Source organism: Cellulosimicrobium sp. CUA-896 (assembly GCF_001942335.1).
Taxonomy (GTDB): Bacteria; Actinomycetota; Actinomycetes; order Actinomycetales; family Cellulomonadaceae; genus Cellulosimicrobium.
This window is the reverse complement of sequence record NZ_MKKH01000033.1, coordinates 105,060-130,160: the sequence shown is the minus strand read 5'-3', so window position 1 is coordinate 130,160 and position 25,101 is coordinate 105,060. Positions and strand designations below refer to the sequence as shown.

Here is a 25,101-nt window from a genome sequence, read left to right as displayed (position 1 = left end):
GAGCGGCTGGAACGTCCAGGCGTCGAAGCGGTGGTCGAGGATGACGGGCGTCGTGAACGTCACGCCGGCGCCGACCCGCGCGGGCGCACCGCCCGTGAGGTACGGCAGCGGGACGCTCTTGTTGGCCGCGGTGCTGAAGTTCGTCGTCGCGCCGTCGTCGAGGACGACCGCGCGGGCCGCCCGGTCCGCGACGGCGGCGGCCGCCTCGGGGCTGCCCGGCCGGCCGGCCGACGTCGGCTGGAGGAACGGCTCGGTGCCCGCGGCGAGCAGGAACGAGCCGTAGTAGTTCGTGTCGTAGTTGTCGGCGATCGTGTAGTCGCGGCCGGCGCCACGAGCATGCCTTCGAGGACCTCGCGCGCGGCGTCCGTCGCAGGGAACGCGGCGACGGCGGGCTTGACCTCCTCGGCGGGCTCGTCGAGCACGGTCCAGCCGCCGGCCGCCGGGGTGATCTGCGTCAGCGTGAAGTACTCGCCGACCGTGCCGGTGACCTCGACGTGGTCGCCCGCCTCGACCTGCTCGGCCGCGGCGCGGGAGTACACGAAGACCGCGTCGGACGCGTCGTGCTCCTCGCCGAGGTCGCCGCCCGTGCCCTCCGTCTGGAGGTAGAAGCCGTCGTAGCCGCCCGTCGGGTAGGTCGCCGTGACGACGCCGCGCGTCGTGACGGTGCGCCCCACGAGCGGGCTCGCGGCGCCCGTGCCCTGGATCTCGGCGATCGCGACGACCTCGCCCGCTCCGGCTCGGGGTCGGGGTCGGGGTCGCCGCCGCTGCTGGTCGGCGTCACGGTGTCGAGGACGGCGAAGTCGGCGGAGTTGTCGTCGGTGTCCGCGAAGCCGGTGCGGTTGAGCGACCCACCGGCGTTGTTGGCGCGCCCGGCCGGCGCGGCGGCCGACTCGAACGTGTTGGAGGAGCCGTAGCCGAGGAGGTCGACCACGCGCTCGTCCGCGCCCGCGACGTCACCCGTCGGCAGCGTGACCGCGGACGGTGCCGCGACGAGCGCGATCGTGCCGTTCTGCCCCTGGAAGTTCAGGCCTCCGGACACGTCGGGCTCGGGCAGGGCCGCGCCGTTCGAGCCGTTCGACCCGCCGGCGACGAGGTAGAACCCGCCCGCCTCGATCGTCCCGGACAGCGCGACGGTGCCGTTCGAGGCACCCGTCCCCGTCGCCGAGCGGTACTGGACCGACCAGCCGTCGAGCGCGACGTCCGCGGCCGTGGGGTTGTAGAGCTCGACGAACTTGGTGGTGAACGGCGCGTTGGCGCTGCCGCCGTTCAGGTAGGCCTCGTTGATCACGACGCCGGAGCCGTCCACGGCCGCGGCCACGGACCCCGGTCCCGCCGTGGTCGGGGCGGCTGCGGTGGCCGCGGTCGCGGAGAGCGGGAGGGCGAGCGCCGCGCTGAGCGCGCTCGCCACCACCACCCCTCTCCGTCGCCGCGGGTTGTGGTGATGGGACACGCCTGACTCCTTCATCTCGTGCGTTCGGCCCGGCAGCGACACTGCCCCGCTCCCCCGGGCGGGTCGACGTCGCTGCCAGGGACATCGCACCCGACCCGTGTGAACGGTCGGTTGCCGCCGGATCACCACCGTGCGAACGTCGCCGCACGCCGTCGTGCGACGCGGCCCGCCCGGGCGGTCGCCGGTCGTGCCACGGACGCTAGCCCCGGCCGCCGACACCCGCCAGACCTGCGGCCGACGACGTGACGCATCCGTGACGTCACGGCCACCGGGTCAGCGGCGCCGCGCCGCCTGCAGCGGGAGGAGCGCCGACAGGTCCGCCCGCTCGCCCGACGCCCGCACGCGGCCGTCCGCCACGGCGTCGGCCCAGACGACCTCGCCGGTGACGAGAGCGAGCCACGTCTGCGGGTCCGTCTCGACGACGTTCGGCGGCGTCCCGCGCGTGTGGCGGGGGCCCTCCACCGCCTGCACGGCGCCCGCGGGCGGGACGCGGACCTCGACCGTGTGCCCGGGGGCGACGTCCGCGAGCTCCTCGAGCGTGAAGCGGACCGCCGTCGTCACGTCGCGACGCTCCGCCCGCCCGTCCCGCCACGCGGCCAGGGCGAGGCGTCCGGCGGCGGGGTCGGTACGGCGTCGGGCGGGCATGCGGCCAGGCTAGTGCGCGCCGCCGGCCGGACGCGCCGGCACCTCGAACCGGACCCGGCGACCGGCGACCGACGCCTCGCGCAGCGTCGCGCGGACCGGCTCGCCGAGCGGGAGGTCGGTCCCCTCGGCCGGGGCGCGCACGGCCGGCTCGGCGAGCACGACGTGGCCGTGCCGCGACCCCGTGCCGCCGTCGCGCTCGAGGCGCCGGGCCCGTTCCGCGTCGTCCTCGACGTCGACGACGACGGCGTCGAAGACCTCGCCCTCGCGACCGGCGAGCAGGGCGGCCTCGACGACGTCGACGATCGCGCGCTCGTACGACCCGGCCCGCTGGCCGGTGCGCGCCATCGTGCGCGGCAGCCCCGGGAGCGCGTCGAGCACCCACCCCGGCACCGGCTCGCCCGCGCACAGCGCGAGGCACACCTCGGTGCCGTAGCGGTCCACGAGCCGGCGCAGCGGCGCCGTCACGTGCGCGTACTCGGCCGCGATCGCGGCGTGGGCGGCGTCGTCGGGCACGCCGGGCGTCTGCCCCGTGCCGCCGAACGCCTCGTACGACGCGCCGCGGAACAGGGACGTCGCCTCGGTGAGGAACGCGGCGTGGCGCGGGAGGGACGCGTCGAGCGTCGGGAGCAGGTCCGCATAGGTCGTCTCGCGCGACCACGCGATGCCCAGCACCCGGGCCGTGCGGCGCAGGCGCTCGACGTCGCGCGCGTCGGCCTCCGGCAGCGCCCGGAGGACGCCCACGCCGCCCGCGCGCATGAGGCCCGCCGCGGCGATGCCGGTCAGCAGCGACAGCTGCGCGTTCCACGCCTCGACGGGCAGGGTCGAGCGGTAGGCGAGCCCGAACGACCCGTCGTCGTGCGCGACGACCTCCTGCTCGGGCACCTCGAGCGACACGCCGCCCCGCTCGCGCTCGCGCGCGAGCCGCAGCTCGCCCACCGTCCGCAACAGCTCGAGCGAGCCGCCCGGCCCCACGCGCTCCTGGGCCTCGTCGTAGGTGAGGCGCTCGCGCGAGCGGACGACGGCGCGGCGCACCGTCGCCTCGACGAGCCGCCCCTCGGCGTCGAGCGCGATGCGCCATGCCGCGGCCGGGCGGTCCTGCTCCGGCAGGAGGCTCGCGACGCCCTCGGACAGCACGGCCGGGTGGAGCGGCGTGCGGCCGTCGGGCGCGTACAGGGTCGTCCCGCGCTCGTGGACCTCCGCGTCCAGCGCGCCGCCCGGCACGACGAACGCGCCGACGTCCGCGATCGCGTAGTGCACGACGAAGCCGTCGCCGTCCCGCTCGAGGTGCAGCGCCTGGTCGAGGTCCATCGAGCCGGGCGGGTCGATCGTGACGAACGGCAGGTCGCGCAGGTCGGCGCGGCTCGCTCCCGGCTCGCCGGCGACCGTCGCCCCGGCGGCCGCGGCGTCCTCCGCCTCGGCGACGGCGTGGGGCGGGAACCCGTCGGGGATCTCCATCTCGCGGCGCAGGGCGGCGAGTGCCGTCAGGACGGCGCCCGCCGCGGCGGGCGCCGGGTCGGGGACGAGGCGCACGTGTCGGTGGGGCACCCGACGACCCTACTGGCCCGGGCCGCCCCGCACCCGCCGGCGTGGGGGCGCTACCAGCTCCACCCGCGGGCGCTCAGCTCGAGCTCCTCGCGGAAGCGCTCGGCGTCCCCGGCGTGCAGGCCGGCGCGGAGCGGCGCGTCCTCGACGGGCAGGCCGGTGAGGCGGCACGCCTCGCGCAGGAGGGCGTCGTACGCCCCCTGGACGGCGAGGTAGTGGTGCGCCCGCGCGTACACGTCCGGGTCCGCCTCGATCCGCCGCATCTCCGCGGCGAGCTCGCTCAGGCGCACCTGGAGCGCGAGGGTCTCGAGCGGGTCCGGGACCGGGCGACGCCTCCGCGCGCGGAACGGTCCCCGACGACGCTGCGCGTCCGGCGCACCGCCGGGCGCCCGGCGCAGCGCCCACCACGCGGCGGCGACCGTCGTCGCCGTCGCGCACCCGACCATGAGCTGCCACGCCATCGGAGCCGACCTCTGCGCACGTCCACGGGGACACGACCAGTCTAGGCTCTCCCGCACCCCCGGCGCGGGTCGCGCCGGTCGGGCCCGAGGACGCCGCCCGTCCTCGACGGCGTCGTCAGCCGACCGGCACGTGCACCGTCGCGACGACCGCCCGGTGGTCGGTGTCCGGGACGTGCAGCGAGCCGACGTCGGTCACGACGTTCTCCCGGTCCGTCACCACGTGGTCGAGGTCGAGCAGCGCCGGGGTGCCCGGCCGCGCCGACCACGACAGGTTGAGCCCCTGTCCGGCGCTGCGGGTCGCGTCGTGGAAGCGGTCGCCGAGCAGGTCGCGGAAGGTGGCGTGGTCGTAGGTCGCGTTGAAGTCCCCGACCAGCACCTGGGGCAGCGGGTCCTCGTGCGCCCGGTGGCCGAGCCGGAGCATCTCCGCGTGCCACTCGTGCGCGAGCTCCGGCAGCGGCGGCACGGGGTGCACCGCCGTGACCCGCACCGGGACGCCCCCGACCTCCACGACCGCCGACGGCATGGCGAACGTCGAGAACTCCGTCGTGTCGACGTCCGACAGCGGCAGCGCGGACCACAGCCCGCTCCCGGGAGCGCCGGAGCCGACCTTCGCGTCGACGTGGTGCGGCAGGACGTCCTCGATGCCGGCGGCGACGAGGCGCTCACGGAAGTCCGTGGTGAGCTCCACGACCGCGAGCGCGTCCACGTCCTCCGCGCGGACCGTCTCGACGACGGCCGCGGCGTCCGCCTGCCCGAACCACGCGTTGACGCCGAGGACGCGCAGCGGCGCCGTTCCCGGCGGTGCCGCCGTGGGACCACCCGAGAAGAACGGTGCGAGCCACACCGCGTGCGCGACGAGGCAGGCGGCCAGCAGGAGCGCCACGAGCCGCCGTCGGGCGACGAGGGCGCCGAGCAGGACGAGCACGCCGAGCGCGCCGACCCACGGCGTCAGGCCGACGACCTGCGCGAACGGCGTCACGGCGTCGAACGGCACGAGACGCACGAATGTCAGGACGACGACGAGTGCGGTGAGCGTCACGAGGACACCGGTCACGACGGGCCCTCCCGGGCGGCGGCGCGTCGTGACGCGTCCAGCGGTGGCCGAGGTCATGGCCGCATGCTGACACCGCTCCCACGGCGGCGTCACGCACGCGCGACGGGTGTCCGCCCGATCTTCACGAGACCGGCCGGACCGGTCCCGGGCCGACGAGGTCGCCGCTCCCCGGGGAGACGTCGGGCCCGCGACCACCCGGGTGGTCGCGGCCCGGCGTCAGGACCGTCAGCCGAAGATGCGCGGCAGGGTCCCGCGGAACGCCTCGTCCGCCTCCCGGAGCGGGAGGGTGAACAGGCCCTCGACGTCGAGCGCCTCGCCCGACTCGGCCGCGGCGGCGGGCTCGGTGCCGGTCTCGCCGATCTTGACGACCGGCACGCCGCGGGCGACGCACGCGTCGACGAGCTTGGACTCCTCGGACCGCGGGACGGCGACGAGGGCGCGCGCCGTCGACTCCGAGAACAGCGCCTCGAACGGCGTGACGCCGTCGCGCTCGGTGATGCCGGCGAGCGCGACGCTCGCGCCGACGCCGAAGCGCAGGGACGCCTCGAGCAGCGCCTGCGCGAGGCCGCCCTCGGACAGGTCGTGCGCGGCGGAGACGAGACCGTCGCGGCTCGCGTTGACGAGCACGCCCGCGAGCGCCTTCTCCGCCGCGAGGTCGACGCGCGGCGGCACGCCGCCGAGGTGGCCGTGCTCGACGTCGGCCCATGCCGAGCCGTCGAGCTCCGGACGCGTCGTGCCGAGCAGGTAGATGCTCTCGCCGGCCTCGCGCCAGCCGGACGGCGTGGCGCGCGCGACGTCGTCGAGCACGCCGAGCACGCCGACCACCGGCGTCGGGTGGATCGACGAGTCCACCTGCCCGGGCTCGCCCGTGCCGTTGTAGAGCGAGACGTTGCCGCCCGTGACGGGCACCCCGAGCTCGCGGCACGCGTCGGCGAGGCCCTCGATCGCCTCGACGAGCTGCCACATCGAGTCCGGGTCCTCCGGCGAGCCGAAGTTGAGGCAGTCGGTCACGGCGAGCGGGCGGGCGCCGGTCGTCGCGACGTTGCGGTACGCCTCCGCGAGCGCGAGCTGCGCGCCCGTGCGCGGGTCGAGCTTGCCGTAGCGCCCGTTCGCGTCCGTCGCGAGCGCGACGCCCAGGCCGGTCGTCTCGTCGACGCGCACGACGCCCGAGTCGTCGGGCTGCGCGAGCGCGGTGTTGCCCTGGACGAACCGGTCGTACTGGTCCGTCACCCACTCCTTCGAGGCGAGGTTCGGGGACGCGAGCAGGCGCAGGGCGGTGGCGCGCAGCTCGTCGCCCGTCCCCGGCCGGGCGTAGCGGGAGGCGGCGTCGGTCGCGCTGATCGAGTCGGCGTTGAGGCCGTCCTGCCAGGCCGGGCGCGCGTACGGGCGCTCGTAGACCGGGCCCTCGTGCGCGACCGTGCGCGGGTCGACGTCGACGATGCGCTGGCCGTGGTGGTCGATGGTGAGGCGCCCGGAGTCGTTCACCTCGCCGACGACGGCGGTCTCGACGTCCCACTTCGCCGTGATGGCGAGGAACTCGTCGAGCTTGTCGGGCGCGACGACCGCCATCATGCGCTCCTGCGACTCCGACATGAGGATCTCGCCCGCGTTGAGCGTCGGGTCGCGCAGGAGGACGTCGTCGAGCCACACGTGCATGCCGCCGTCGCCGTTGGAGGCGAGCTCGGACGTCGCGCACGAGATGCCTGCCGCGCCGAGGTCCTGGATGCCCTCGACGACCTGCGCCGCGTACAGCTCGAGGCAGCACTCGATGAGGACCTTCTCCATGAAGGGGTCGCCCACCTGCACGCTCGGACGCTTGGCGGGCACGCCGTCCTCGAACGTCTCGGACGCGAGGATCGAGGCGCCGCCGATGCCGTCGCCGCCGGTGCGGGCGCGAACAGGACCACCTTGTTGCCCACGCCCGAGGCGTTGGCCAGGTGGATGTCCTCGTGGCGCAGCACGCCGAGGCACAGCGCGTTGACGAGCGGGTTGCCCTGGTACGAGGCGTCGAACACGAGCTCGCCGCCGATGTTCGGCAGGCCGAGCGAGTTGCCGTAGCCGCCGACGCCGGACACGACGCCGTGCACGACGCGCGCCGTGTCCGGGTGGTCGACGGCGCCGAAGCGCAGCTGGTCCATGACGGCGACCGGGCGCGCGCCCATGGAGATGATGTCGCGCACGATGCCGCCGACGCCCGTCGCCGCGCCCTGGTACGGCTCGACGAACGACGGGTGGTTGTGCGACTCGACCTTGAACGTCACGGCCCAGCCGTCGCCGATGTCCACCACGCCCGCGTTCTCGCCGATGCCGACGAGCAGGTGCTGCTTCATCTCGTCCGTCGTGGCGTCGCCGAACTTTCGCAGGTGCACCTTGGACGACTTGTACGAGCAGTGCTCGGACCACATCACCGAGTACATCGCGAGCTCCGCGGCCGTCGGGCGGCGCCCGAGGATGTCGCGGATGCGCTGGTACTCGTCGGGCTTGAGGCCGAGCTCGGCGAACGGCTGGACCTCGTCGGGCGTCGCGGCCGCGCGGTCGACGGTGTCGAGCGACTGGTCGGCGGCGCGACGGGCGTCGGGACGTGCGGAGGCCTGGGGTGCGGGGGCGGTCATCGGTTCCCTCGGGTGGGCGCGTGGTCGGGGAGCGCACGACGGCGCGTCGTCAGTCTACCGGCGCACGTGGCTGCGACTTTTCTCACCCGCTGCGCCCCGGAGCGTCGCCACGGCTCACGGCCCGCCATGGGTTCCCATGGTCGGGTGACCCGCTCCACCCACCTGCGCACCGTCTCCTCGACCGCCGCGAACGCCGTCGTCGACTCCCACGTCGAGCGCCTCGGGCACGAGCTCGCGCTCGTCGAGCGCCAGCTCACGGGGTACTCGCGCCGCACCGGCGCGTACACGGGCCACGGGACGGTCGAGGAGGTCGAGCCGGCCGCCGGCCGCTACCGCGACGCGCTGATGGCCGAGCGCGACCGTATCCTCACGCGCATCGGGCTGCTGAGCGCGATGCGGACGGCGGTCCTGCACCCGGCGTTCGGGGCCCGGGCTCCCCAGCAGTCCGCCGCGCCCCGCGCGGCCTGACCGAGGGTCCGCGTCAGTCCGTCGTCTCGTCCCCGCCGTCCCTCGGCAGGTACGGCTCGGCGGCCGTGAGCACGACGGCGACGGCCGCCATCGCGACCCCGACCCGCGTGTGCGGGAGCCGCAGCCCACGAGCCCGCAGGCGCTCCCCGCGCCGGTAGACCCACCTCTCCCCCGCCACGGCGAGCGCCGCGCTCACGGCGACGGCGCCGACCCCGCCGAGCGCGAGCACCGCGGGCGGCACGCTCGACGGTGACCCGGCGGCGGTCGCGTCCGTCGTGCCCGGGCCGTCGGCGGCCTGGCGTCGGGGTGTCGTCGGGGGTGTCGGCGGCCGCCCGGGCGGCGTCGCGCGCGGAGCGCAGCGCCTCCCGCGCCTCGCGACCCTCCGCCGTCGTGCGCACGGTGAGCACCGCGCCCGCGACGCCGACCGCCGTCTTGGCGAGCGCGCGACCCCAGCGCGGCCCGACGACGTCGGGCACGGCGTACCAGGCGAGCGTCGTCGCCGCGGCGGTCACGAGCGCCGCCGGGTCGGCGGGTCGGCGGGTCGGCGTGCGGTCCTGGCTCATCGGTCTCCCTCGCGTCGGCGTGCTCCTGAGGGAGGCAACGAGCCGTGCGCCGAGGGGGTTCCGCCCGCCCCTCCTCCGACGTCTCCCCCGACGTCGCGCAGCCGTTCCCGCAGGTAGCGGACGGCGGGCGCGTCGGTCATGGTCGTGCGCCACACCACCGTGACCGGGCGGGTGGGGACGGGCTCGCGAACGGGCACCGCCACGACGTCGGGCGGCAGCGCTCCCCGGCCGAGCCGCGGCACGAGCGCCACGGCGAGCCCGTGCGCGACGAGCTCGACCTGCGACGCGAACTCGAGGCAGCGGTAGTCGATGCGCGGGACGCGCGGCTCGCGCGCGAACATGTGGCAGAACCACTCGTAGCAGATCGTCCCGTCGGGCGTGCAGACCCACGTCGCGTCGAGCAGGTCCGCGGGGGTCAGCGCCTCGCGGTCGGCGAGCAGGTCCGACCGGTGCACGAGGACGTCGGCCTCGTCCCGGAACAGCTCCTCGCCGCGCAGGGTCGGCGGGAGCGAGATGCCGACGCCCTCCCAGTGGTGCACGAGCGCGAGGTCGAGCGTCCCCGCCGCGACGGCCGCGACCGCGTCCCACGGCTCGGCCTCCTGGACGACGAGCCGCAGGTCCGGCTCCTCGGTGCGCACGGCCGCGGCGAGCGGCGCGACGACACCCCGCACCGCGGTGGAGAACGTCCCGAGCCGCACGGTGCCGGTCGGCCGGGCGCCGGCGTCGTGCAGGCGCGACCGCAGGGCCTCCACCCGCTCGCGCAGCGCGCGCCCCTCCTCGACGACGCGCCGCCCGGCCGCGGTGAGCACGACGCCACGGCCCTGCCGGTCGAGCAGCCGCGCGCCGAGCTCTCGCTCGAGCCGCTTGACCTGCTGGGAGACGGCGGACGGCGTGTACCCGAGGTCGCGCGCGGCGCCGTGCACGGTCCCGGTGCGGTCGACGGCGACGAGGGCGTCGACCGCGGCGAGGTCGATCATGCGCCCACGCTATCGTGCAGCGTGGCTACCGGATAACGGTCACGACGATGCGCTGGACCTGCACGGATCCGGCGGGGCACGCTGACGCCATGCCGCTGCGCCCGTCCCTGCTCGCCACGCTCGTCGCCGTCATCTGGGGCGTGAACTTCGTCGTCATCGACCTCGGCCTGGGCGACCTGCCGCCGACGCTCTTCGTCGCCCTGCGGTTCCTCGCCGTGCTCGTGCCGGCGATCTTCCTCGTGCCGCGGCCCGCCGCGCGGTGGCGCGACGTCCTGCTCGTCGGGACGTTCATGAGCCTCGGGCAGTTCGGCCTGCTGTACACGGCGCTCGCGCTCGGGATGCCCGCCGGGCTCGCGTCGCTCGTCCTCCAGGCGCAGGTCGGCCTCACCGTGCTGTTCGCCGCGGCCGCGCTGCGCGAGGTACCGACGCGCCGACAGGTGATCGGCGTGCTCGTGGGCGCGGCGGGGCTGATCGTCGTCGGCCTCGGTCGCAGCGAGTCGACGCCCGCGCTGGCGTTCGTCGTCACGCTCGCCGCGGCGTCGTCGTGGGCGGTCGGCAACGTGGTCCAGCGCCGGTCCGGGGGCGGCGCCGTCGGGCGGTCGTGGACGGACGGGCTGTCGATGACGGTGTGGTCGGCGCTCGTCGTCCCCGTCCCCATGCTCGGGCTCGCGCTGTGGACCGACGGGCCGGACGCCGTCGGGCACGCGCTCACGCACCTCACGCCCGCGCCGCTGCTGTCCACCGCCTACACGGCCTGGCTCGCGAGCCTCGTCGGGTACGGCATCTGGAACGGCCTGCTCGCCCGCTACCCGGCGTCGGCGGTCGTGCCGTTCACGATGCTCGTGCCGCCCGTCGGCATGGCGGCGGCGTGGCTCGTGCTCGACGAGGTGCCGAACGTGGCCGAGGTCACCGGCGGCGCGGTCCTGCTGCTCGGCGTGGCCGTCACGACCGGCGTCCCGCACCGGGCGACGGCGCGGCGGGGCGTCGTCGTCGGCGGCGGCGTCGGCGGCGACGTCGTTCGCGGCGACAAGCGGCCCGCGGAGGAGTCGAATGGAGGTCCGGGACGCGCCGAGACGCGAAGGAGCCTCTCATGAGCCGGACGGCAGGGCAGACGGAGACAGGTGCGGAGCGGCAGGAGCAGCCGGAGCTCCGCCGCGTCATGGGACCGAGGCTGCTCCTGCTGTTCATCGTCGGGGACATCCTCGGCACGGGCGTGTACGCGCTCACCGGCCAGGTCGCCGGGGAGGTCGGCGGCGCGGCGTGGCTCCCGTTCCTGCTCGCGTTCGGTGTCGCGACGATCACCGCGTTCTCCTACCTCGAGCTCGTCACGAAGTACCCGAGCGCGGCCGGCGCCGCGCTCTACACGCACAAGGCGTTCGGCATCCACCTGCTGACGTTCGTCGTCGCGTTCATGGTGATGAGCTCGGGCATCACGTCGGCGTCGACGGCGTCCAACGCGTTCGCGGGGTTCCTCTCCGACGGCTTCGGCCTCGGGCTGCAGCCGGGCAGCGGCGGGCTCATCGCGATCGCGCTCGGGTTCATGACCCTGGTCGCCCTCGTCAACGTGCGCGGCGTCTCCGAGAGCGTGCGGACGAACGTCGTGCTGTCCCTCGTCGAGCTCTCCGGTCTCCTGCTGGTCATCTTCGTCGGCCTGTGGGCGATGACGCAGGGCCGCGCCGACCTCTCGCGCGTCGTCGTGTTCGAGAGCGCCGACGACAAGAGCGTGTTCCTCGCCGTGACCGCCGCGACGACGCTCGCGTTCTTCGCGATGGTCGGCTTCGAGGACTCGGTCAACATGGCCGAGGAGTGCACGCACCCGGTCCGCGACTTCCCCCGCGTGATGCTCACCGGACTGACGATCACCGGCGTCATCTACGTCCTCGTCGCGATCACGGCCGTCGCGCTCGTGCCCGTGGGGAACCTCGTCGACGAGTCCCGCGGCTCCGCGCTCACCCAGGTCGTCGCCGCCGGGGCGCCGGGCCTGCCGTTCGCGACGATCTTCCCGTTCATCGGCATGTTCGCCGTCGCGAACTCCGCGCTCATCAACATGCTCATGGCCTCGCGCCTGCTGTACGGCATGGCGAACCAGGGCGTGCTGCCGCGCGCGTTCGGACGCGTCGCGCCGACGCGGCGCACGCCGTGGGTGTCGATCGTCGTGACCACGGCCATCGCGTTCGCGCTGATCGTCTACGTGGTGCGGCAGTCCGCGACGGAGACCGGGGCGAACGCGGTCGCGCTGCTCGGCGGGACGACGTCGCTCCTGCTGCTCGTGGTCTTCACGATCGTCAACGTCGCGCTGCTCGTGCTGCGCCGCCGGCCCGTGGACCACGAGCACTTCCGCACCTGGACGCCCCTCGCCGTGCTCGGCGCCCTCACGTGCGGGTACCTCGCCGGGCCGTGGGCGCGCAGCACCGAGCAGCAGGAGCAGTACGTCATCGCGGGCGCGCTCGTCGCCCTCGGCGTCGTGCTGTCGTTCGTGACGTGGCTCTGGAACCGCGCGGTGCGGCACCGCCAGATCGCGTTCTCCGACGTGTCCCGGCTCGAGGACGAGGTGGACGAGCGTGACCGCTGACGACCGGAGGGGCCCGGAGTCCCGCCGCACGGCGCGCCCGCGCGGCCGCGTGGGCGTCGCGGACGTCGCCGCCGTCGCGTGCGAGGTCGCGCTGCTCGTCCTCGTCGCGGTCGCCGGGTGGCGGACGGGGGCCGCGGCCGACGCGGCCGCACCCCTGCCCACGGTCCTGGGGATCGTCCTGGCGCTCGCGCTGCCGGCCGCCGTCGTCGCGGTGTGGGCGCGCTGGCTCGCCCGGACGGCCGCGCACCGCCTGCCCCAGCCGTGGCGCCTCGACGTGCAGGTCGCGCTCCTCGTCGCCGCCGGGCTCGCCGTCGCCGGCGTGGGCCTCGTGTGGTGGGGCGTCGGCCTCGCGCTCGTCGGCACGACCGCGTTCGCCCTCACGCGCGACCGCTGATCCCCGCGACGATCCCCGCGCCGCCGCGTGCGTCGCGCATGATGGGCGCCATGAACCCGCGTCCGCTCCGCCGTGGGATCCCGACCAGCGCCGCAGCGGTGCTCGCCGGCGTCCTCGCCCTGGGCGCGTGCGCCGGCTCCCCCGCCCCGGCACCGGTGTCGCCGAGCGCGACCGCCACGGCCGGCACCGAAACCACCACCGACGCCACCACCGACGCCGGGGCGGCGCCCTCGGAGCCCGGCCGGGCGCCGGTCGCGCTGGCCTCCGGTGCGGTCGCGTTCGACGTCGTGCCCCCGGCTCCCGGCACCGGCACCGCCTCGCCCGCCCGGGTCGGACCCGCCGACGACGGCACGGCCGTCCTCACCGTCTCCCCCGGTGACGAGCCCGTGTCCCTCGTGCTCACGACGCCCGGCTCGCTGACGGGCAACGCCGACGGGACCGTCACCGTGCTCGACACGGCGGGGACCGCCGTCGGCGGGCTCTCCGCGCCGGGCGTCACGGACGGCGGGACCGGGCCGGGCGACGCCTCTCCGCTCCCGCGCGCGACGCTCACGGTGACCGGGCCGACCACGGCCGAGCTCGCCGTCGTGCGCCCGGCCGGTGAGCCGTCCGAGAGCGGCTCCCTCGCCGCCGTCCCCGACGGCCACGCGGTGACGACGACGCTCGGGACGACCGCCCTGCGCAGCGCCGGGTGGGGCGACCGCGAGGGCGGGCTGTCGCTCGCCGTCGACGCCACGGCGTGGGCCCGGACCGCGGGCGTCGCCGGGAGCGACACGCTGTGGGCGCAGGTCGTCGCCGCGGAGCCCGACGCCGACGTGCCCGGCATGCACGACCAGCTCGTGTGCCACGCGCTCGGCGCCCCGGACAAGGCGACGTGGAACCTCGAGCCGTGGCGGCCCGACGTCGGGCTCGTCGCGGTGCTCGCGGCGCGCTGCAACCCGACCTGACACGGAGGGGCGCGCCGCCCACCACGCACCTCCTCGCCGTCGAGCACGAGGTTGCTGTCGTCCTCCGGCGGATAACGACAGCAACCTCGTGCTCGGCGGACCCGTCAGTGGCGCGTGGCGAGCGACGAGCGCTTGGCCGCCTTCTCCGCCTTGCGCAGCGACTTCTCGCTGAGCGGCTCGTCGCCGCTCGCGCGCAGACGGCGGTAGTAGGCGCGCGCCTCGTCCTGACGCTCCTTCTCGGCGCCCGACGCGATCTTCGCGCGCAGGTGCTCGGGGCCGTAGCCCCACGCGTCGACGAGGTCCTGCGCGTGCGGGCGCAGGCGGTCGATCAGCCGGTCGAGGTAGCTCGTCACCGTGCGCGCGCGCTGTGACGACAGGCGGCCGTTGAGCAGGTACCAGGCGAGGTGCCGCTCGACGAGGCTCAGGCCGTACAGGTCGCGCGCGGTGGTCAGGACCTCGCGCGTGCCCTCGTCCTCGATCGTCGCGAGCGCCTGAGTGAACGCCTCCCAGCGCAGCAGCTCCGCGTGGGCGCGCGCCGCCTCGACGAGCTCCACCTGGTGCGCGTTGAACAGGTCGGCCGCGGTCTCCGGGTCCGCCTTCTGCGCGGGCCGCAGGGCCTGCGCGACGTCCGCGACCATCGTCTCGACGCGGTCGGTGAGCAGCGCGCGCTGCGTCTCGGCGTCCCGCAGATGGCCCGCCGCGCGGCGCGGGTCGCCGGCGTCCGACAGCGCCTGCGCGGCGCGCTTGAGCGGCGTGCGGTGCAGCGCCATGTCGCCCGCCCGCTCGACGACGACGCGCGCCATCTGGCCCGGGGTGATGCCCTTGAACTGCTTGCCGTAGTCGGCGAGCAGGCGCTTCGCGACGAGCTGGAGCAGCACGGTGTTGTCGCCCTCGAACGTCGCGTAGACGTCCATGTCGGCGCGCAGGCTCGTGATGCGGTTCTCCGTGAGGAAGCCCGCCCCGCCGCACGCCTCGCGCGTCTCCTGCAGGACGTCGAGCGCGAACCGGGTGCTCGTCGCCTTGAGCGCCGCGGCGGTGGTCTCGAGGTCCTCGCGCTGCTCGGGGGTGTCCTCGTCGCCGGAGAACACCGAGTGGAACAGGTCGAGCAGCCGCTCGTGCGCGAAGTGCGCCGCGTAGGTCTCCGCGACGGGGACGATCAGGCGCCGCTTGTGCGTGCCGTAGTCCATGAGCACGACCTCCTCGGTCGCGCTCGCGCCCGTGAACTGGCGGCGCTCGTTCGCGTACCGCACGGCGATCGCCAGGCCGAGCTTCGACGCGGTGACGGCGGCGCCGTCGAGGGAGACGCGGCCCTGGACGAGCGAGCCGAGCATCGTGAAGAAGCGGCGCCCGGGGCTGTCGATCGGGCTCGAGTACGTGCCGTCGGCGTCGACCGACCCGTAGCGGGCGAGGAGGTCCGTCCGCGGCACGCGCACGTGGTCGAAGTGGAGGCGGCCGTTGTCGACGCCGTTGAGGCCGCCCTTCTGCCCGTCGTCCTCCCCGCCGACGCCGGGCAGGAACGGCAGGCGCCCCTGCTCGTCGCGCTCGCCCTGCGGGTCGCGGATCGGCACGTAGAACGCGTGCACGCCGTGGTCGACGTTCTTCGTGATCAGCTGCGCGAACACGACGGCGGCGGTCGCGTGCACCGCGGCGTTGCGAGGTAGTCCTTCCACGCCCCGCGGAACGGGGTGTGGACGACGAACTCCTCGGTCTCCGGGTCGTACGTCGCCGTGGTGCCGATGCTCGCGACGTCGGACCCGTGGCCGGTCTCCGTCATCGCGAAGGCACCCGGCACGGACAGGTCCATCGCGCCCGGCAGCAGACGGTCCTGCTGCTCCGGGGTGCCGAGGTGCAGGATCGCCGCACCGAACAGCCCCCACTGGACGCCCGCCTTGATCTGCAGCGACGGGTCGGCCGCGGCGAGCTCCTCGAACCCGGCGAGGTTGCCGCCCGGGTCGTCGGCGCCGCCGAGCCGCTCGGGGTAGGCGCGCCAGACCTGGCGACGCTCGACGAGCCCGTGCATCTGCTCCAGCACGTGCTCGCGGTGAACCTCCTTGCTCTGGCCCTCGACGCGCCAGAACGCCGGCTCCCCCGCGGTCGCGCGCGCTGCTGAGCGCAGCTCGGACCACCGGCCGAGGAGTGCCTGCTGGAGGGACGCGACGTCGACCCGGGCGTCGTCGCGCGGGGTGCTGTCGGCGTCCGCGCCGCGGGCGGTGGCGGGACGGTCGGACGTGGCGGTCATGGGATCTCCTTGGTCGGTGCCGGGGCCGCGGTCGCAGCCGTCGCGGAGTCGGGGTGGCGCGCCGCGACGGGGTTCGCGCCGGGGTTCTGGGAGAGCACGCCGACCGGCCCGGACCAGAGCCAGGACGCGACGCGCTCGGTGAGCTGCTCGCGGTCGGGGGTGCCGGGGGCGTCACGGTGGGCGAGCCACCACTCGCCGGCGCCCCGCACGAAGCCGACGGCGCCCGCCGCCCACGCCGCAGCGTCCGCCGGCGGGACGTCGGTGACGCGGGCGAACGGCTCGGCGACGAGCTGGATGACGGAGTCGAGGAACGCGGCGAGCGGTGCTCGAGGCCCGCCCGTCCCGACGCCGAGCGCCTGGCCGGCCGAGTCCTCCGTGCCCGCGACGGCGCTCGTGCGCGTGACGAAGTAGTAGACGTTGGGCGAGCTCTCGATCATCTCGAGGTAGACGCCGACCATCGCGAGCAGCGCACGCTTGGGCGTCTCGGCGGTCTCCGCCGCCTGCGTGAGCGCGTCGTGCATCTGCCCCACGACGGCCGCGCCGAGCGCGACCTGCAGGCCGGTCTTGTCGTCGAAGTAGCGGTACACGATCGACTTCGACGTGCCGGACGCCGCAGCGATCTCGTCCATGGAGACGCCGGGGCCGTGGAGGTGCACCGCCTTGCTCGCGGCACGGATGAGCTCGGCCCGGCGGGCCGCCCGGTGCTCGTCCCAGCGGGTGGAGCGGCCGTCGACCGGCTGCCCCGGCTCGGCGCGGCCGCGGGCCCGCAGGGGCGGGCCCACGCCGCTCGCGTGTGCGTTCACGTCGTCCTCCGTCGCGACGTCGGTGTCACCTCGGTGCCGTGAGCCGTGCCCTCCTTGCGGGGCGCGGCCGTGTGACCCGACTCACGATACCGAGAGTATCAGGTACTGTGGGTCGTGGACACCCGCCCGGTCGGCGCTCCCTCGCCGGCCGCCTGGAGGCGGGACCGGGAGCACCGGCCACGAGTCTCGGCCGGGACCCCCGGCCGGACCCGACGAACGACGCAGCGCAGCGAGTGCGGACGAGGAGTGAGGCGCAGTGGCCATGAGGAAGACGCCGGCGAACGGCTCGGCGAGCACGACCAGCACCGACCGACGGACGAGCGCCGGCTCCACCGGGCCCGTCGAGCAGCGGCCCGGCGTCCGGGACGCGTGGGTGATCGGCGGCAACCGCATCCCGTTCGCCCGCGCGGGCGGGAAGTACTCCCGGTCGAGCAACCAGGAGATGTTCACCGCGGCGCTCGAGGGCCTCGTCGCACGGTTCGGCCTGCAGGGCGAGCGCCTGGGCGAGGTCGTCGGCGGCGCGGTGCTCAAGCACTCGCGCGACTTCAACCTCGTCCGCGAGAGCGTGCTCGGCTCGTCGCTCTCGCCGCAGACCCCGGCCTACGACCTCCAGCAGGCGTGCGCGACGGGCCTGGAGGCGACGATTACGGTCGCGAACAAGATCCGGCTCGGCCAGGTCGAGTCCGGTGTCGCGGGCGGCACGGACACCGTGTCCGACGCCCCGATCGCCGTGAGCGAGGGGCTGCGCCGCGCGCTGCTCGAGGCGAGCCACGCGAAGACGATCGGCGCCCGCGTCAAGGCGTTCGCGAAGGTACGCCCGGCCGACCTCGCGCCGCTCACCCCGGCGACGGACGAGCCGCGCACCGGCCTGTCCATGGGCGAGCACCAGGCGATCACGACGGCGCGCTGGGGCATCTCGCGCGAGGCGCAGGACGAGGTCGCGCTCGCGAGCCACCAGCACCTCGCCGCCGCGTGGGAGTCCGGGTTCTTCGACGACCTCGTCACGCCCCACCGCGGCCTCGTGCGCGACCAGAACCTGCGCACGGACTCGTCGATGGAGAAGCTCGCGGCGCTCAAGCCGGTGTACGGCAAGCGTCTGGCGGGGTCCGGGTCGGAGGACTCGCCCGCAGCACCCACGATGACCGCGGGCAACAGCACCCCGCTCACCGACGGTGCCTCCACCGTCCTGCTCGGCTCGCGCGAGTGGGCCGAGCAGCGCGACCTGCCGCTGCTCGCGCGGGTCGTCGACGCCGAGACGGCGGCCGTCGACTTCGTCCACGGCCACGAAGGCCTCCTCATGGCGCCCGTGCACGCCGTGCCGCGCCTGCTCGCGCGCAACGGCCTCAAGCTCGGCGACTTCGACCTCTACGAGATCCACGAGGCGTTCGCGTCGACCGTCCTGACCACGCTCACGGCGTGGGAGGACGACGAGTACTGCCGCACCGAGCTCGGCCTCGACGGCCCGCTCGGCTCGATCGACCGCTCGCGGCTCAACGTCAACGGCTCGTCGCTCGCGGCGGGGCACCCGTTCGCCGCGACGGGCGGGCGCATCGTCGCGACGGCTGCCAAGCTCCTGGCCGGCAGGACGGCCGAGACGGGCCAGCCGGCGCGTGCACTCATCTCGGTGTGCGCGGCCGGGGGCCTCGGCGTCGCCGCGATCCTCGAGTCCGTGCCCGCCGCCGACCTGCCCGCCTGACCGGCCCCGACGACCGAGAGGACCACCCGTGACCGACTCCTACGTCAAGGCCGTCAACTCCGGCTTCACCAAGACCCTCGCGAAGAAGCTGGGCCTGCCGCGCCCGGCCGTCCTGCGCCGCCACCGCGAGGCGCCCCGCTCACCGTGGGCCCGGTGCTCGTCCTCGGCGGCACGCCCGGCGTGCCCGACGACGCCGACCGCGTCGCCACCGCCCTGCTCGACGGGTTCGGGCTCGACGTCCGCCAGAACGCGGACGACTCGACGCGCTGGGGCGCGATCGTCGTCGTGCTCACCCAGGCGCAGCGCCCCGAGGACGTCGCGGGCGCCGTCATGGGCCTGTCGGCCAACCTGCGCCGCCTCGCGCCGAACGGCCGCGTCGTCACCGTCTCGCGCGCCGCGTCCGACGCCGACGCCCCCGAGCTCGCCGCGACCCGTGAGGGCGTCGACGGCCTCCTGCGCTCGGTCGCGAAGGAGCTCCGCTACGGCGCCACCGGCAACGGCGTCCAGCTCGTCGACGACACCCCCGTCGACAGCACGTCCGTGCTCGCGACGCTCCGGTTCTTCCTCTCCGCCAAGTCGGCCTTCGTCGACGGCCAGCTCCTGCGCGTCGGCCCCGGCGCACCCACGACCCCGGGCGAGCCGACCGCGGAAGCCGGGACTGCGTCGTCGGTCACCTCGGGCGACACGGCCACCGAGGCGGGGGCGGCGGCGTCGGACACCTCGGGCGACGCGGACACCGAGGCGGGGGTGGCGGCGTCGGAGGCGAAGGGCGTGGCGGGCCTGGCGGGAGCGACGCGAGGAACGAGCGGCGCGGATGGTAGCCCGAGCACCGACGCCGCCTCCCCCGCCGGGCTGGGCACCGACGCGACGGACCCGACCGACCCCTGCACGGCAAGGTCGCCGTCGTCACCGGTGCGGCCCGCGGCATCGGCGCGCAGGTCGCCCGGACGCTGGCGCGCGACGCGCGCGGGTCGTCGTCGTGGACGTGCCGGCGGCGGGCGAGGCGCTCGCGCGGGTCGCGAACGAGATCCGCGGCACGGCGCTGCAGCTCGACGTGACGGCCGAGGACGCGGGGGCCCGGATCCTCGAGCACGCGCGGTCGCGGCACGGCGGGCTCGACGTCCTCGTGCACAACGCGGGCATCCTGCGCGACAAGCTGCTCGCCAACATGTCGGCGGACCAGTGGGACGCGGTGATCGCGGTGAACCTCGCCGCGCAGCTGCGCATCACGGAGTACCTGCTCGGCGCGAACGGGTTCTCGGACCGGCCGCGCATCGTCTCGCTCGCGTCGACGAGCGGCATCGCGGGCAACCGCGGGCAGTCGAACTACGCGTTCTCGAAGGCGGGCGTCATCGGCCACACGCGCGCGTTCGCGTCGCGCCTGGCCGAGCTCGGCGGCACGGCGAACGCCGTGGCGCCGGGGTTCATCGAGACGGACATGACGGCGTCGATCCCGTTCGTGCAGCGTGAGGTCGCGCGGCGCGTGGCGTCGCTGCAGCAGGGCGGGCAGCCGGTGGACGTCGCGGAGGCGATCGCGTTCCTCGCCTCGCCCGGTGCGGGCGGCGTGAACGGCCAGGTGCTGCGCGTGTGCGGGCAGAACCTGGTGGGCCGGTGACGGCCGCGACCAGCGCCCCCGCGCGCGTCGAGACGCTGCCCACGATCCCGGGGCTCGGCGGCCTGTTCGCGCGGGGCGTCGCGGGGTCGGCCCGCATGGCCGCGGCCGCGCGCCTGCCGGGCGGCGGTCCGCGCGACCTCACGCTCCCCGAGGTGACGTACCGCGTCGCGGGCGTACCGACCGGGAACGGTGCGGAGCCCGGCGGCCCGGGCAGCGAGGAGCACCTCGCGCGGTACGCGGACGTCGTCGGCGAGGTGCCGGGCGGGACGCTCCCCGCGGGCTACCTGCACGTGCTCGGCTTCCCGCTCGCCACCGCGGTCATGGTCCGCGGCGACTTCCCGCTGCCGCTCGTCGGCATGGTGCACCTCGCGAACTCCGCGTCGCTCGTACGGCCGGTGCGCCTCGGTGACGCGCTCGAGGTGCGCGCGTGGGCGCAGGACCTGCGCCCGCACCGGCGCGGCGTCCAGGTGGACCTCGTGGTGGAGGTGTCGGTCGAGCGGACGGACGACGAGCGCGCGGCCGGCTCGGGCCTGCCCGCGACGACGCTCGCCTACCGCGGGGTGTCGACGTACCTCGCGAAGGGTGTCCGCCTGCCCGACGGCTCGGCGCCGGACGGCCCCGGCGCGAACGGGTCGGCGAACGGCAGCACCAACGGCACGGACGCGTTCGTGCCGCCGCTGCCGACCGCGCGCTGGACGCTCGGCGCCGGGACGGGGCGCACGTACGCCGCGGTGTCGGGCGATCGGAACCCCATCCACACGTCGGCGCTCGGGGCGAAGGCGTTCGGCTTCCCGCGCGCGATCGCGCACGGCATGTACACGGCGGCGCGGGCGCTCGCGGAGGCCGGTCCGGCGCGCGGCGAGACGTACGACTGGACCGTGACGTTCGCCAAGCCGGTGCTCCTGCCGAGCACGGTCGACGTCGCGATCCGCCCGGAGGGTGCCGTCGCCGCGGAGGTGCGGGACGTCGTCGGGCAGGTCCCGGCCGCGGTGGCCGACGGCGCGGGCGACCCTGCCACGGGCCTCGCCTACCAGGGGTGGGACCGCACGGGTCGCCTGCACCTGTCGGGGCGTGTCACGCCCCGTCGCTGAGCGTCGTCGGCCGGCTCGGCCGGCCGCCCTGGGCGTGCGAGAACGGGAGCCCGAGCCTACGGTCGGGGGACCGACGAAGGGAGCACCTCATGGGTCTCGGAGACAAGATCGAGCACGCCGCCGAAGAGGCGAAGGGCAAGCTCAAGGAGGGCACCGGCAGGGCGACGGACGACGAGCGCCTCGAGGCCGAGGGTCAGGGCGACCAGACCAAGGCCAACTTCAAGCAGGCCGGGGACGACGTCCGCGACGCGTTCAAGAAGTAGTCGGTGCCGCCGCCCCGGGCGGCCACCACGACACAGCGACGAGGGCTCCGCCGAGCGGCGGGGCCCTCGTCGCGTCCTGGGTCAGGTCAGGCGGGTCCGTCCGGTGCGGGGCCGCACGCCGCGGCGTCGGCGAGGAAGCCGGCCGCGGCGGTCGCGAAGAGGCCCTCGAGCCCGGACCCGGCGGGGACGGGGCGCGGGTCGTCGACGACGGTCCAGCAGCCGTCGACCACGGCGTACCGCGCACTCGGCCCCTGCTCGACGTACGCGCGCACGGCGTCGACCAGCCGCGCGACCTCGGCGCCCGTCGTCCCCACGCCGACCGACGCGCGGATGGCACCGGCGTCGTAGCCGAGGCGCGCGAGCAGCGGGTGGGCGCAGAAGCGGCCGTCGCGCACGCCGATGCCGTGCTCCGCGGAGAGGTAGGCGGCGACGAGACCGGGGTCGTGACCGGTCACGGAGAACGTCACGACGCCCACGGGGTCGGTGGCGTCGGGCCAGACCGTGACGACCCGCACGCCCTCGATCGAGGACAGCCCGTCGACGAGCGCGGCGCGCAGCGCGGCCTCGTGGGCGTGGAGCGCGGCGGGGTCGAGCGCCGCGAGCGCGTCGCACGCGGCCGCGAGCGCCACCGCGCCGACGACGTTCGGCGACCCGGCCTCGTGCCGGGCGGGCGCCGTCTGCCACTGCGTGGCGTCGAGCCCCACCTGGCGCACGGCGCCGCCGCCCGCGAGGTGCGGCGTACCGGCGTCGAGCCAGTCGCGGCGGCCGACGAGCGCCCCTGCACCGAAGGGCGCGTAGGTCTTGTGGCCGGAGAAGGCGACGTAGTCCGCGCCCGTCTGCGCGAGCGAGAACCCGCGGTGCGGCACGAGCTGCGCGCCGTCGAGCACGACCCGCGCCCCGGCGTCGTGCGCGAGCCGCACGACCTCGGCGAGGGGCAGCGCCTCGCCCGTGACGTTCGACGCCCCCGTCACGGCGAGCAGCGCGTAGTCGAACCGGGCGAGCTCGGTGCGCAGGCCGGAGAGCGTCTCGGCGACGCTCGCACCACCGGCGAGGACGGTCGCGCCGCCGGTGCGCTGCCACGGCAGGAGGTTCGCGTGGTGCTCGACGTCGAGGACGAGCACGCGGCCCGGCGTGCCGTCGGGGTGCGGCGGCACGCAGCCGGCGAGCAGGTTGAGCGAGTCGGTCGTGTTGCGCGTGACGACGGTGACGTCCTCGTCGCGCGCGCCGACGAACTCCCCGATGCGCGCGCGGGCGGCCTCGTAGAGGGCGGTGGACACCTGGGAGAGGTAACCGGCGCCGCGGTGGACGCTCGCGTAGAGCGGTAGGACCTCGGTGACGCGGTCCGCCACCGCGCGCAGGGCGGGCGCGGACGCGGCGACGTCGAGGTTGGCGTACGGCACGCTGCGCCCGTCGACGACGGGGACGAGCGTGTCGCTCCCGACGACGGGGAGCAGAGCCGGCGCGGCGGCGACGTCCGGGGCAGCCGTCTGACAGTCGAGCTCGGCGAGTGTGGTCACGGCACGGTCCTCCGATGTCGGTCGGGGAGGCGCTCCCCGCGCTTGCCGCGCGCCGGTCGGCGTGCGGCCTGGTCGTCACCCGGGGCACCCCGCCGCGGAGGAGGGTTGCCGGCCAGCAAACCGGGGTTTCACGCTGGCACTCATGACCTGCGCACCAGGATGGGCGAGGCGCGCAGGGGTGTCAAGGAATGGGCAGCGTGTCTCGGATGATGGATCGACCTCGGGTCGACGGACCCTCGGGACGCGCGCCCACGGGGCGAGACGGCCGTCCCGGAGGCCGCGCGGCGTGCCGTACGATCCGAGGAACCATCCGGAGCGGCCGAGTGACGTGGCACGTCGACGCCGCAGCAACCCCCCGGGCTCGAGAGGGCCCCGGGCGAGGGTGCTACTGCCACGACCGATGGAGGAGAGCCATGAGCGACCCCGTGCAGGACCAGCCCGCCACCACGGTGCCCCAGGCCCGCCCCGCCGCCGGCTATGCCGGCGACGTCGACCCGCAGCAGGCGTGGGACCTGCTCGCCGCGGACGAGCGCGCCGTCCTCGTGGACGTCCGCACCGAGGGCGAGTGGCGGACGATCGGCGTGCCCGACGTCGCGGACCTCGGCCACGCGGTGCTGTTCGACGAGTGGGTCACGCCGCTCGGTCCCAACCCCGCGTTCCTCGACCGCCTCGCCGAGGCCGGTCTCGCGCCGGGCGACGAGCGCCCCGTCGTCTTCCTGTGCCGCTCCGGCCAGCGCTCGATCGGCGCGGCTCGCGCCGCGACCGCCGCGGGCATCGGGCCGTCGTACAACGTCGTCGAGGGCTTCGAGGGCGCGCAGGGCTTCACCGGGGCGCGCGACGTCGAGGGCTGGAAGGTCCGCGGCCTGCCGGTCACGACGTACGACGACGCCCAGGCCGCCTCCGCGGACGGCGAGGCCGCGCGATGAGCCCGGCGGGCGGCGTCGGGCACGAGGTGCCGGGCGGGGTGCCAGGCGGTTCGGGCCGCAAGCCGCTGCCCGCGAGCGCGCGGCCCGCGACGCTCGCCGTGCGCGGCGGCAACGCGCGCACGGACTTCCAGGAGACGTCCGAGGCGCTGTTCCTCACCCAGGGGTACACGTACGACCGCGCCGCCGACGCGGAGGCGGCGTTCAAGGGCGAGGTCGACCGGTTCGTCTACTCGCGCTACGGCAACCCGACCGTGCACACGTTCACCGAACGCCTGCGGCTCCTCGAGGGTGCGGAGGCGTGCCACGCGACGGCGTCCGGGATGTCGGCCGTGTTCACGTCGCTCGCCGCGCTCGTGCGGTCGGGCTCGCGGATCGTCGCGGCGCGCGCCTTGTTCGGCTCGAGCATCGTGATCTTCGACGAGATCTTCGCGAAGTGGGGCGTGCGGACGGACTACGTCGACGGGCACGTGCTCTCCCAGTGGGAGGAGGCGCTCGCGACGCCCGCGGACGTCGTGTTCTTCGAGACGCCGTCCAACCCCATGCAGGACATCGTCGACGTGCGCCGTGTGAGCGAGCTCGCGCACGCCGCCGGCGCCGTCGTGGTGCTCGACAACGTGTTCGCGACGCCGCTGCTGCAGAAGCCGCTCGAGCTCGGCGCGGACGTCGTCGTGTACTCGGCGACGAAGCACATCGACGGGCAGGGCCGCGTGCTCGGCGGCGCGATCCTCGGGAGCGAGGACTACGTCGGCGGGCCCGTGCAGACGCTCATCCGCAACACCGGGCCGACCCTGTCGGCGTTCAACGCGTGGGTGCTGCTCAAGGGCCTCGAGACGATGCCGGTGCGGGTCGCGGCGCAGAACGCCAACGCCGAGCAGGTCGCGCGATCGCTCGAGGAGCTGCCGGGGCTCGCACGCGTGCGCTACCCGTTCCTCGACTCGCACCCGCAGACCGCGCTCGCGCGCTCGCAGCAGTCCGGCGGCGGCACGGTCGTGACGTTCGACCTCGACGTGCCCGCCGGGACCGACCCCGAGACGGCCAAGAAGAGAGCGTTCGCGTTCCTCGACGCGCTCCAGGTCGTCGACATCTCCAACAACCTCGGCGACGCCAAGTCGCTCGTCACGCACCCCGCGACGACGACGCACCGCAAGCTCGGGCCCGAGGGCCGCGCCGCCGTCGGGATCGCGGAGACGACCGTGCGGCTGTCCGTGGGCCTCGAGGACCCCCTCGACGTGATCGAGGACGTCGAGCAGGCGCTGCGCGCCTGAC

Annotated in this window: 20 protein-coding genes, 3 pseudogenes and 1 riboswitch; of the genes and pseudogenes, 11 read left to right on the top strand and 12 right to left on the bottom strand. The window is 75.5% G+C overall.

The features are described 5' to 3' along the window. Window positions 1-59: 59 nt before the first annotated feature. The 7 genes and pseudogenes from BJF88_RS22165 to purL form a co-directional block, all read right to left on the bottom strand. Window positions 60-539 (bottom strand): hypothetical protein, encoded by a 480-nt coding sequence (locus BJF88_RS22165; RefSeq protein WP_255371975.1) that lies wholly within the window; start codon window positions 537-539, stop codon window positions 60-62. After that, window positions 455-1,450 (bottom strand): lamin tail domain-containing protein, encoded by a 996-nt coding sequence (locus BJF88_RS22160; RefSeq protein ID WP_255371974.1) that lies wholly within the window; start codon window positions 1,448-1,450, stop codon window positions 455-457. Before BJF88_RS22160 ends, BJF88_RS22165 begins: the two co-directional genes overlap by 85 nt. A gap of 273 nt (window positions 1,451-1,723) precedes the next feature. Next, window positions 1,724-2,095 (bottom strand): sterol carrier family protein, encoded by a 372-nt coding sequence (locus tag BJF88_RS11665; protein ID WP_075828903.1) that lies wholly within the window; start codon window positions 2,093-2,095, stop codon window positions 1,724-1,726. A 9-nt stretch (window positions 2,096-2,104) separates the two neighbouring features. Continuing rightward, window positions 2,105-3,640 (bottom strand): RNB domain-containing ribonuclease, encoded by a 1,536-nt coding sequence (locus tag BJF88_RS11660; protein ID WP_075828902.1) that lies wholly within the window; start codon window positions 3,638-3,640, stop codon window positions 2,105-2,107. A gap of 50 nt (window positions 3,641-3,690) precedes the next feature. Then, the gene (locus tag BJF88_RS11655; protein ID WP_075828901.1) at window positions 3,691-4,098 is read right to left on the bottom strand and encodes a hypothetical protein; all 408 of its coding nucleotides are present in this window, start codon (window positions 4,096-4,098) and stop codon (window positions 3,691-3,693) included. Window positions 4,099-4,213: 115 nt separating this feature from the next. Then, entirely contained in the window at window positions 4,214-5,152 is a 939-nt protein-coding gene (locus BJF88_RS11650; protein WP_083649078.1) for an endonuclease/exonuclease/phosphatase family protein, read from the bottom strand. Between the two features lie 225 nt (window positions 5,153-5,377). After that, a pseudogene (gene purL / locus BJF88_RS11645) lies at window positions 5,378-7,764 on the bottom strand (phosphoribosylformylglycinamidine synthase subunit PurL). Between the two features lie 144 nt (window positions 7,765-7,908). Here purL and BJF88_RS11640 point away from each other — a divergent pair. After that, window positions 7,909-8,232, top strand: coding sequence for a hypothetical protein (locus BJF88_RS11640; protein ID WP_075828900.1), 324 nt, complete (start codon window positions 7,909-7,911; stop codon window positions 8,230-8,232). A 13-nt stretch (window positions 8,233-8,245) separates the two neighbouring features. On the opposite strand, the gene BJF88_RS11635 is transcribed toward BJF88_RS11640, so the two are convergent. Both BJF88_RS11635 and BJF88_RS11630 read right to left on the bottom strand, forming a co-directional pair. Further along, window positions 8,246-8,473, bottom strand: a complete 228-nt coding sequence (locus tag BJF88_RS11635) for a hypothetical protein (RefSeq protein WP_075828899.1) — start codon at window positions 8,471-8,473, stop codon at window positions 8,246-8,248. Window positions 8,474-8,791: 318 nt separating this feature from the next. Further along, window positions 8,792-9,772, bottom strand: coding sequence for a LysR family transcriptional regulator (locus BJF88_RS11630; RefSeq protein ID WP_075828898.1), 981 nt, complete (start codon window positions 9,770-9,772; stop codon window positions 8,792-8,794). An 89-nt stretch (window positions 9,773-9,861) separates the two neighbouring features. Here BJF88_RS11630 and BJF88_RS11625 point away from each other — a divergent pair, with 89 nt between their 5' ends. From BJF88_RS11625 to BJF88_RS18410, 4 genes are read left to right on the top strand one after another with little or no spacing between them, the layout of a single operon-like run. Further along, the gene (locus BJF88_RS11625; RefSeq protein WP_083649077.1) at window positions 9,862-10,866 is read left to right on the top strand and encodes an EamA family transporter; all 1,005 of its coding nucleotides are present in this window, start codon (window positions 9,862-9,864) and stop codon (window positions 10,864-10,866) included. After that, window positions 10,863-12,344 (top strand): APC family permease, encoded by a 1,482-nt coding sequence (locus BJF88_RS11620; RefSeq protein ID WP_075828897.1) that lies wholly within the window; start codon window positions 10,863-10,865, stop codon window positions 12,342-12,344. Before BJF88_RS11625 ends, BJF88_RS11620 begins: the two co-directional genes overlap by 4 nt. Further along, window positions 12,334-12,738 (top strand): DUF2568 domain-containing protein, encoded by a 405-nt coding sequence (locus tag BJF88_RS11615; RefSeq protein WP_255371973.1) that lies wholly within the window; start codon window positions 12,334-12,336, stop codon window positions 12,736-12,738. The genes BJF88_RS11620 and BJF88_RS11615 overlap by 11 nt, the downstream gene beginning before the upstream one ends. A gap of 50 nt (window positions 12,739-12,788) precedes the next feature. Continuing rightward, window positions 12,789-13,685: a DUF2599 domain-containing protein gene (locus BJF88_RS18410; RefSeq protein WP_158068928.1), complete on the top strand. Its 897-nt coding sequence runs from the start codon at window positions 12,789-12,791 to the stop codon at window positions 13,683-13,685. 104 nt (window positions 13,686-13,789) lie between these two features. On the opposite strand, the pseudogene BJF88_RS11600 reads toward BJF88_RS18410, so the two are convergent. Both BJF88_RS11600 and BJF88_RS11595 read right to left on the bottom strand, forming a co-directional pair. Beyond that, window positions 13,790-15,924: pseudogene (locus BJF88_RS11600) on the bottom strand (acyl-CoA dehydrogenase). Next, the gene (locus BJF88_RS11595) at window positions 15,921-16,694 is read right to left on the bottom strand and encodes a TetR/AcrR family transcriptional regulator (RefSeq protein WP_075828954.1); all 774 of its coding nucleotides are present in this window, start codon (window positions 16,692-16,694) and stop codon (window positions 15,921-15,923) included. The pseudogene BJF88_RS11600 and the gene BJF88_RS11595 overlap by 4 nt, the downstream one beginning before the upstream one ends. Before the next feature lie 295 nt (window positions 16,695-16,989). On the opposite strand from BJF88_RS11595, the gene BJF88_RS11590 reads away from it, so the two are divergent. The 4 genes and pseudogenes from BJF88_RS11590 to BJF88_RS11575 all read left to right on the top strand — a co-directional run bounded on the left by BJF88_RS11590 (window position 16,990) and on the right by BJF88_RS11575 (window position 21,392). Then, window positions 16,990-18,423, top strand: coding sequence for an acetyl-CoA C-acetyltransferase (locus BJF88_RS11590; RefSeq protein WP_075828895.1), 1,434 nt, complete (start codon window positions 16,990-16,992; stop codon window positions 18,421-18,423). A 390-nt stretch (window positions 18,424-18,813) separates the two neighbouring features. Continuing rightward, window positions 18,814-20,038: pseudogene (locus BJF88_RS23635) on the top strand (3-oxoacyl-ACP reductase); the annotation flags it as partial. Then, a complete protein-coding gene (locus BJF88_RS11580; protein ID WP_075828894.1) occupies window positions 20,035-21,129 on the top strand; it encodes a MaoC/PaaZ C-terminal domain-containing protein in 1,095 nt (364 codons plus the stop codon). The pseudogene BJF88_RS23635 and the gene BJF88_RS11580, both read left to right, overlap by 4 nt. 89 nt (window positions 21,130-21,218) lie before the next feature. Next, entirely contained in the window at window positions 21,219-21,392 is a 174-nt protein-coding gene (locus BJF88_RS11575) for a CsbD family protein (RefSeq protein WP_075828893.1), read from the top strand. Between the two features lie 86 nt (window positions 21,393-21,478). On the opposite strand, the gene BJF88_RS11570 is transcribed toward BJF88_RS11575, so the two are convergent. Continuing rightward, window positions 21,479-22,909, bottom strand: a complete 1,431-nt coding sequence (locus BJF88_RS11570; RefSeq protein ID WP_075828892.1) for an aminotransferase class V-fold PLP-dependent enzyme — start codon at window positions 22,907-22,909, stop codon at window positions 21,479-21,481. Between the two features lie 33 nt (window positions 22,910-22,942). Next, a riboswitch (SAM riboswitch) is annotated at window positions 22,943-23,057 on the bottom strand. Between the two features lie 265 nt (window positions 23,058-23,322). On the opposite strand from BJF88_RS11570, the gene BJF88_RS11565 reads away from it, so the two are divergent. Together BJF88_RS11565 and BJF88_RS11560 are read left to right on the top strand one after the other, a co-directional pair. Further along, window positions 23,323-23,835 carry a rhodanese-like domain-containing protein gene (locus BJF88_RS11565; protein WP_075828891.1) on the top strand — a complete coding sequence of 171 codons (513 nt, stop codon included), beginning with the start codon at window positions 23,323-23,325 and terminating at the stop codon, window positions 23,833-23,835. Continuing rightward, window positions 23,832-25,100, top strand: coding sequence for an O-succinylhomoserine sulfhydrylase (locus BJF88_RS11560; protein WP_075828890.1), 1,269 nt, complete (start codon window positions 23,832-23,834; stop codon window positions 25,098-25,100). The genes BJF88_RS11565 and BJF88_RS11560 overlap by 4 nt, the downstream gene beginning before the upstream one ends. Window position 25,101 lies beyond the last annotated feature (1 nt).

Excerpts from the sequence above, each read along its gene's own strand:
- BJF88_RS11665 (WP_075828903.1), bottom strand. The coding sequence starts at position 2,095 with ATGCCCGCCCGACGCCGTACCGACCCCGCCGCCGGACGCCTCGCCCTG.
- BJF88_RS11655 (WP_075828901.1), bottom strand. The coding sequence starts at position 4,098 with ATGGCGTGGCAGCTCATGGTCGGGTGCGCGACGGCGACGACGGTCGCC.
- BJF88_RS11630 (WP_075828898.1), bottom strand. The coding sequence starts at position 9,772 with ATGATCGACCTCGCCGCGGTCGACGCCCTCGTCGCCGTCGACCGCACC.
- BJF88_RS11625 (WP_083649077.1), top strand. The coding sequence starts at position 9,862 with ATGCCGCTGCGCCCGTCCCTGCTCGCCACGCTCGTCGCCGTCATCTGG.
- BJF88_RS11620 (WP_075828897.1), top strand. The coding sequence starts at position 10,863 with ATGAGCCGGACGGCAGGGCAGACGGAGACAGGTGCGGAGCGGCAGGAG.
- BJF88_RS18410 (WP_158068928.1), top strand. The coding sequence starts at position 12,789 with ATGAACCCGCGTCCGCTCCGCCGTGGGATCCCGACCAGCGCCGCAGCG.
- BJF88_RS11590 (WP_075828895.1), top strand. The coding sequence starts at position 16,990 with ATGAGGAAGACGCCGGCGAACGGCTCGGCGAGCACGACCAGCACCGAC.
- BJF88_RS11575 (WP_075828893.1), top strand. The coding sequence starts at position 21,219 with ATGGGTCTCGGAGACAAGATCGAGCACGCCGCCGAAGAGGCGAAGGGC.
- BJF88_RS11565 (WP_075828891.1), top strand. The coding sequence starts at position 23,323 with ATGAGCGACCCCGTGCAGGACCAGCCCGCCACCACGGTGCCCCAGGCC.
- BJF88_RS11560 (WP_075828890.1), top strand. The coding sequence starts at position 23,832 with ATGAGCCCGGCGGGCGGCGTCGGGCACGAGGTGCCGGGCGGGGTGCCA.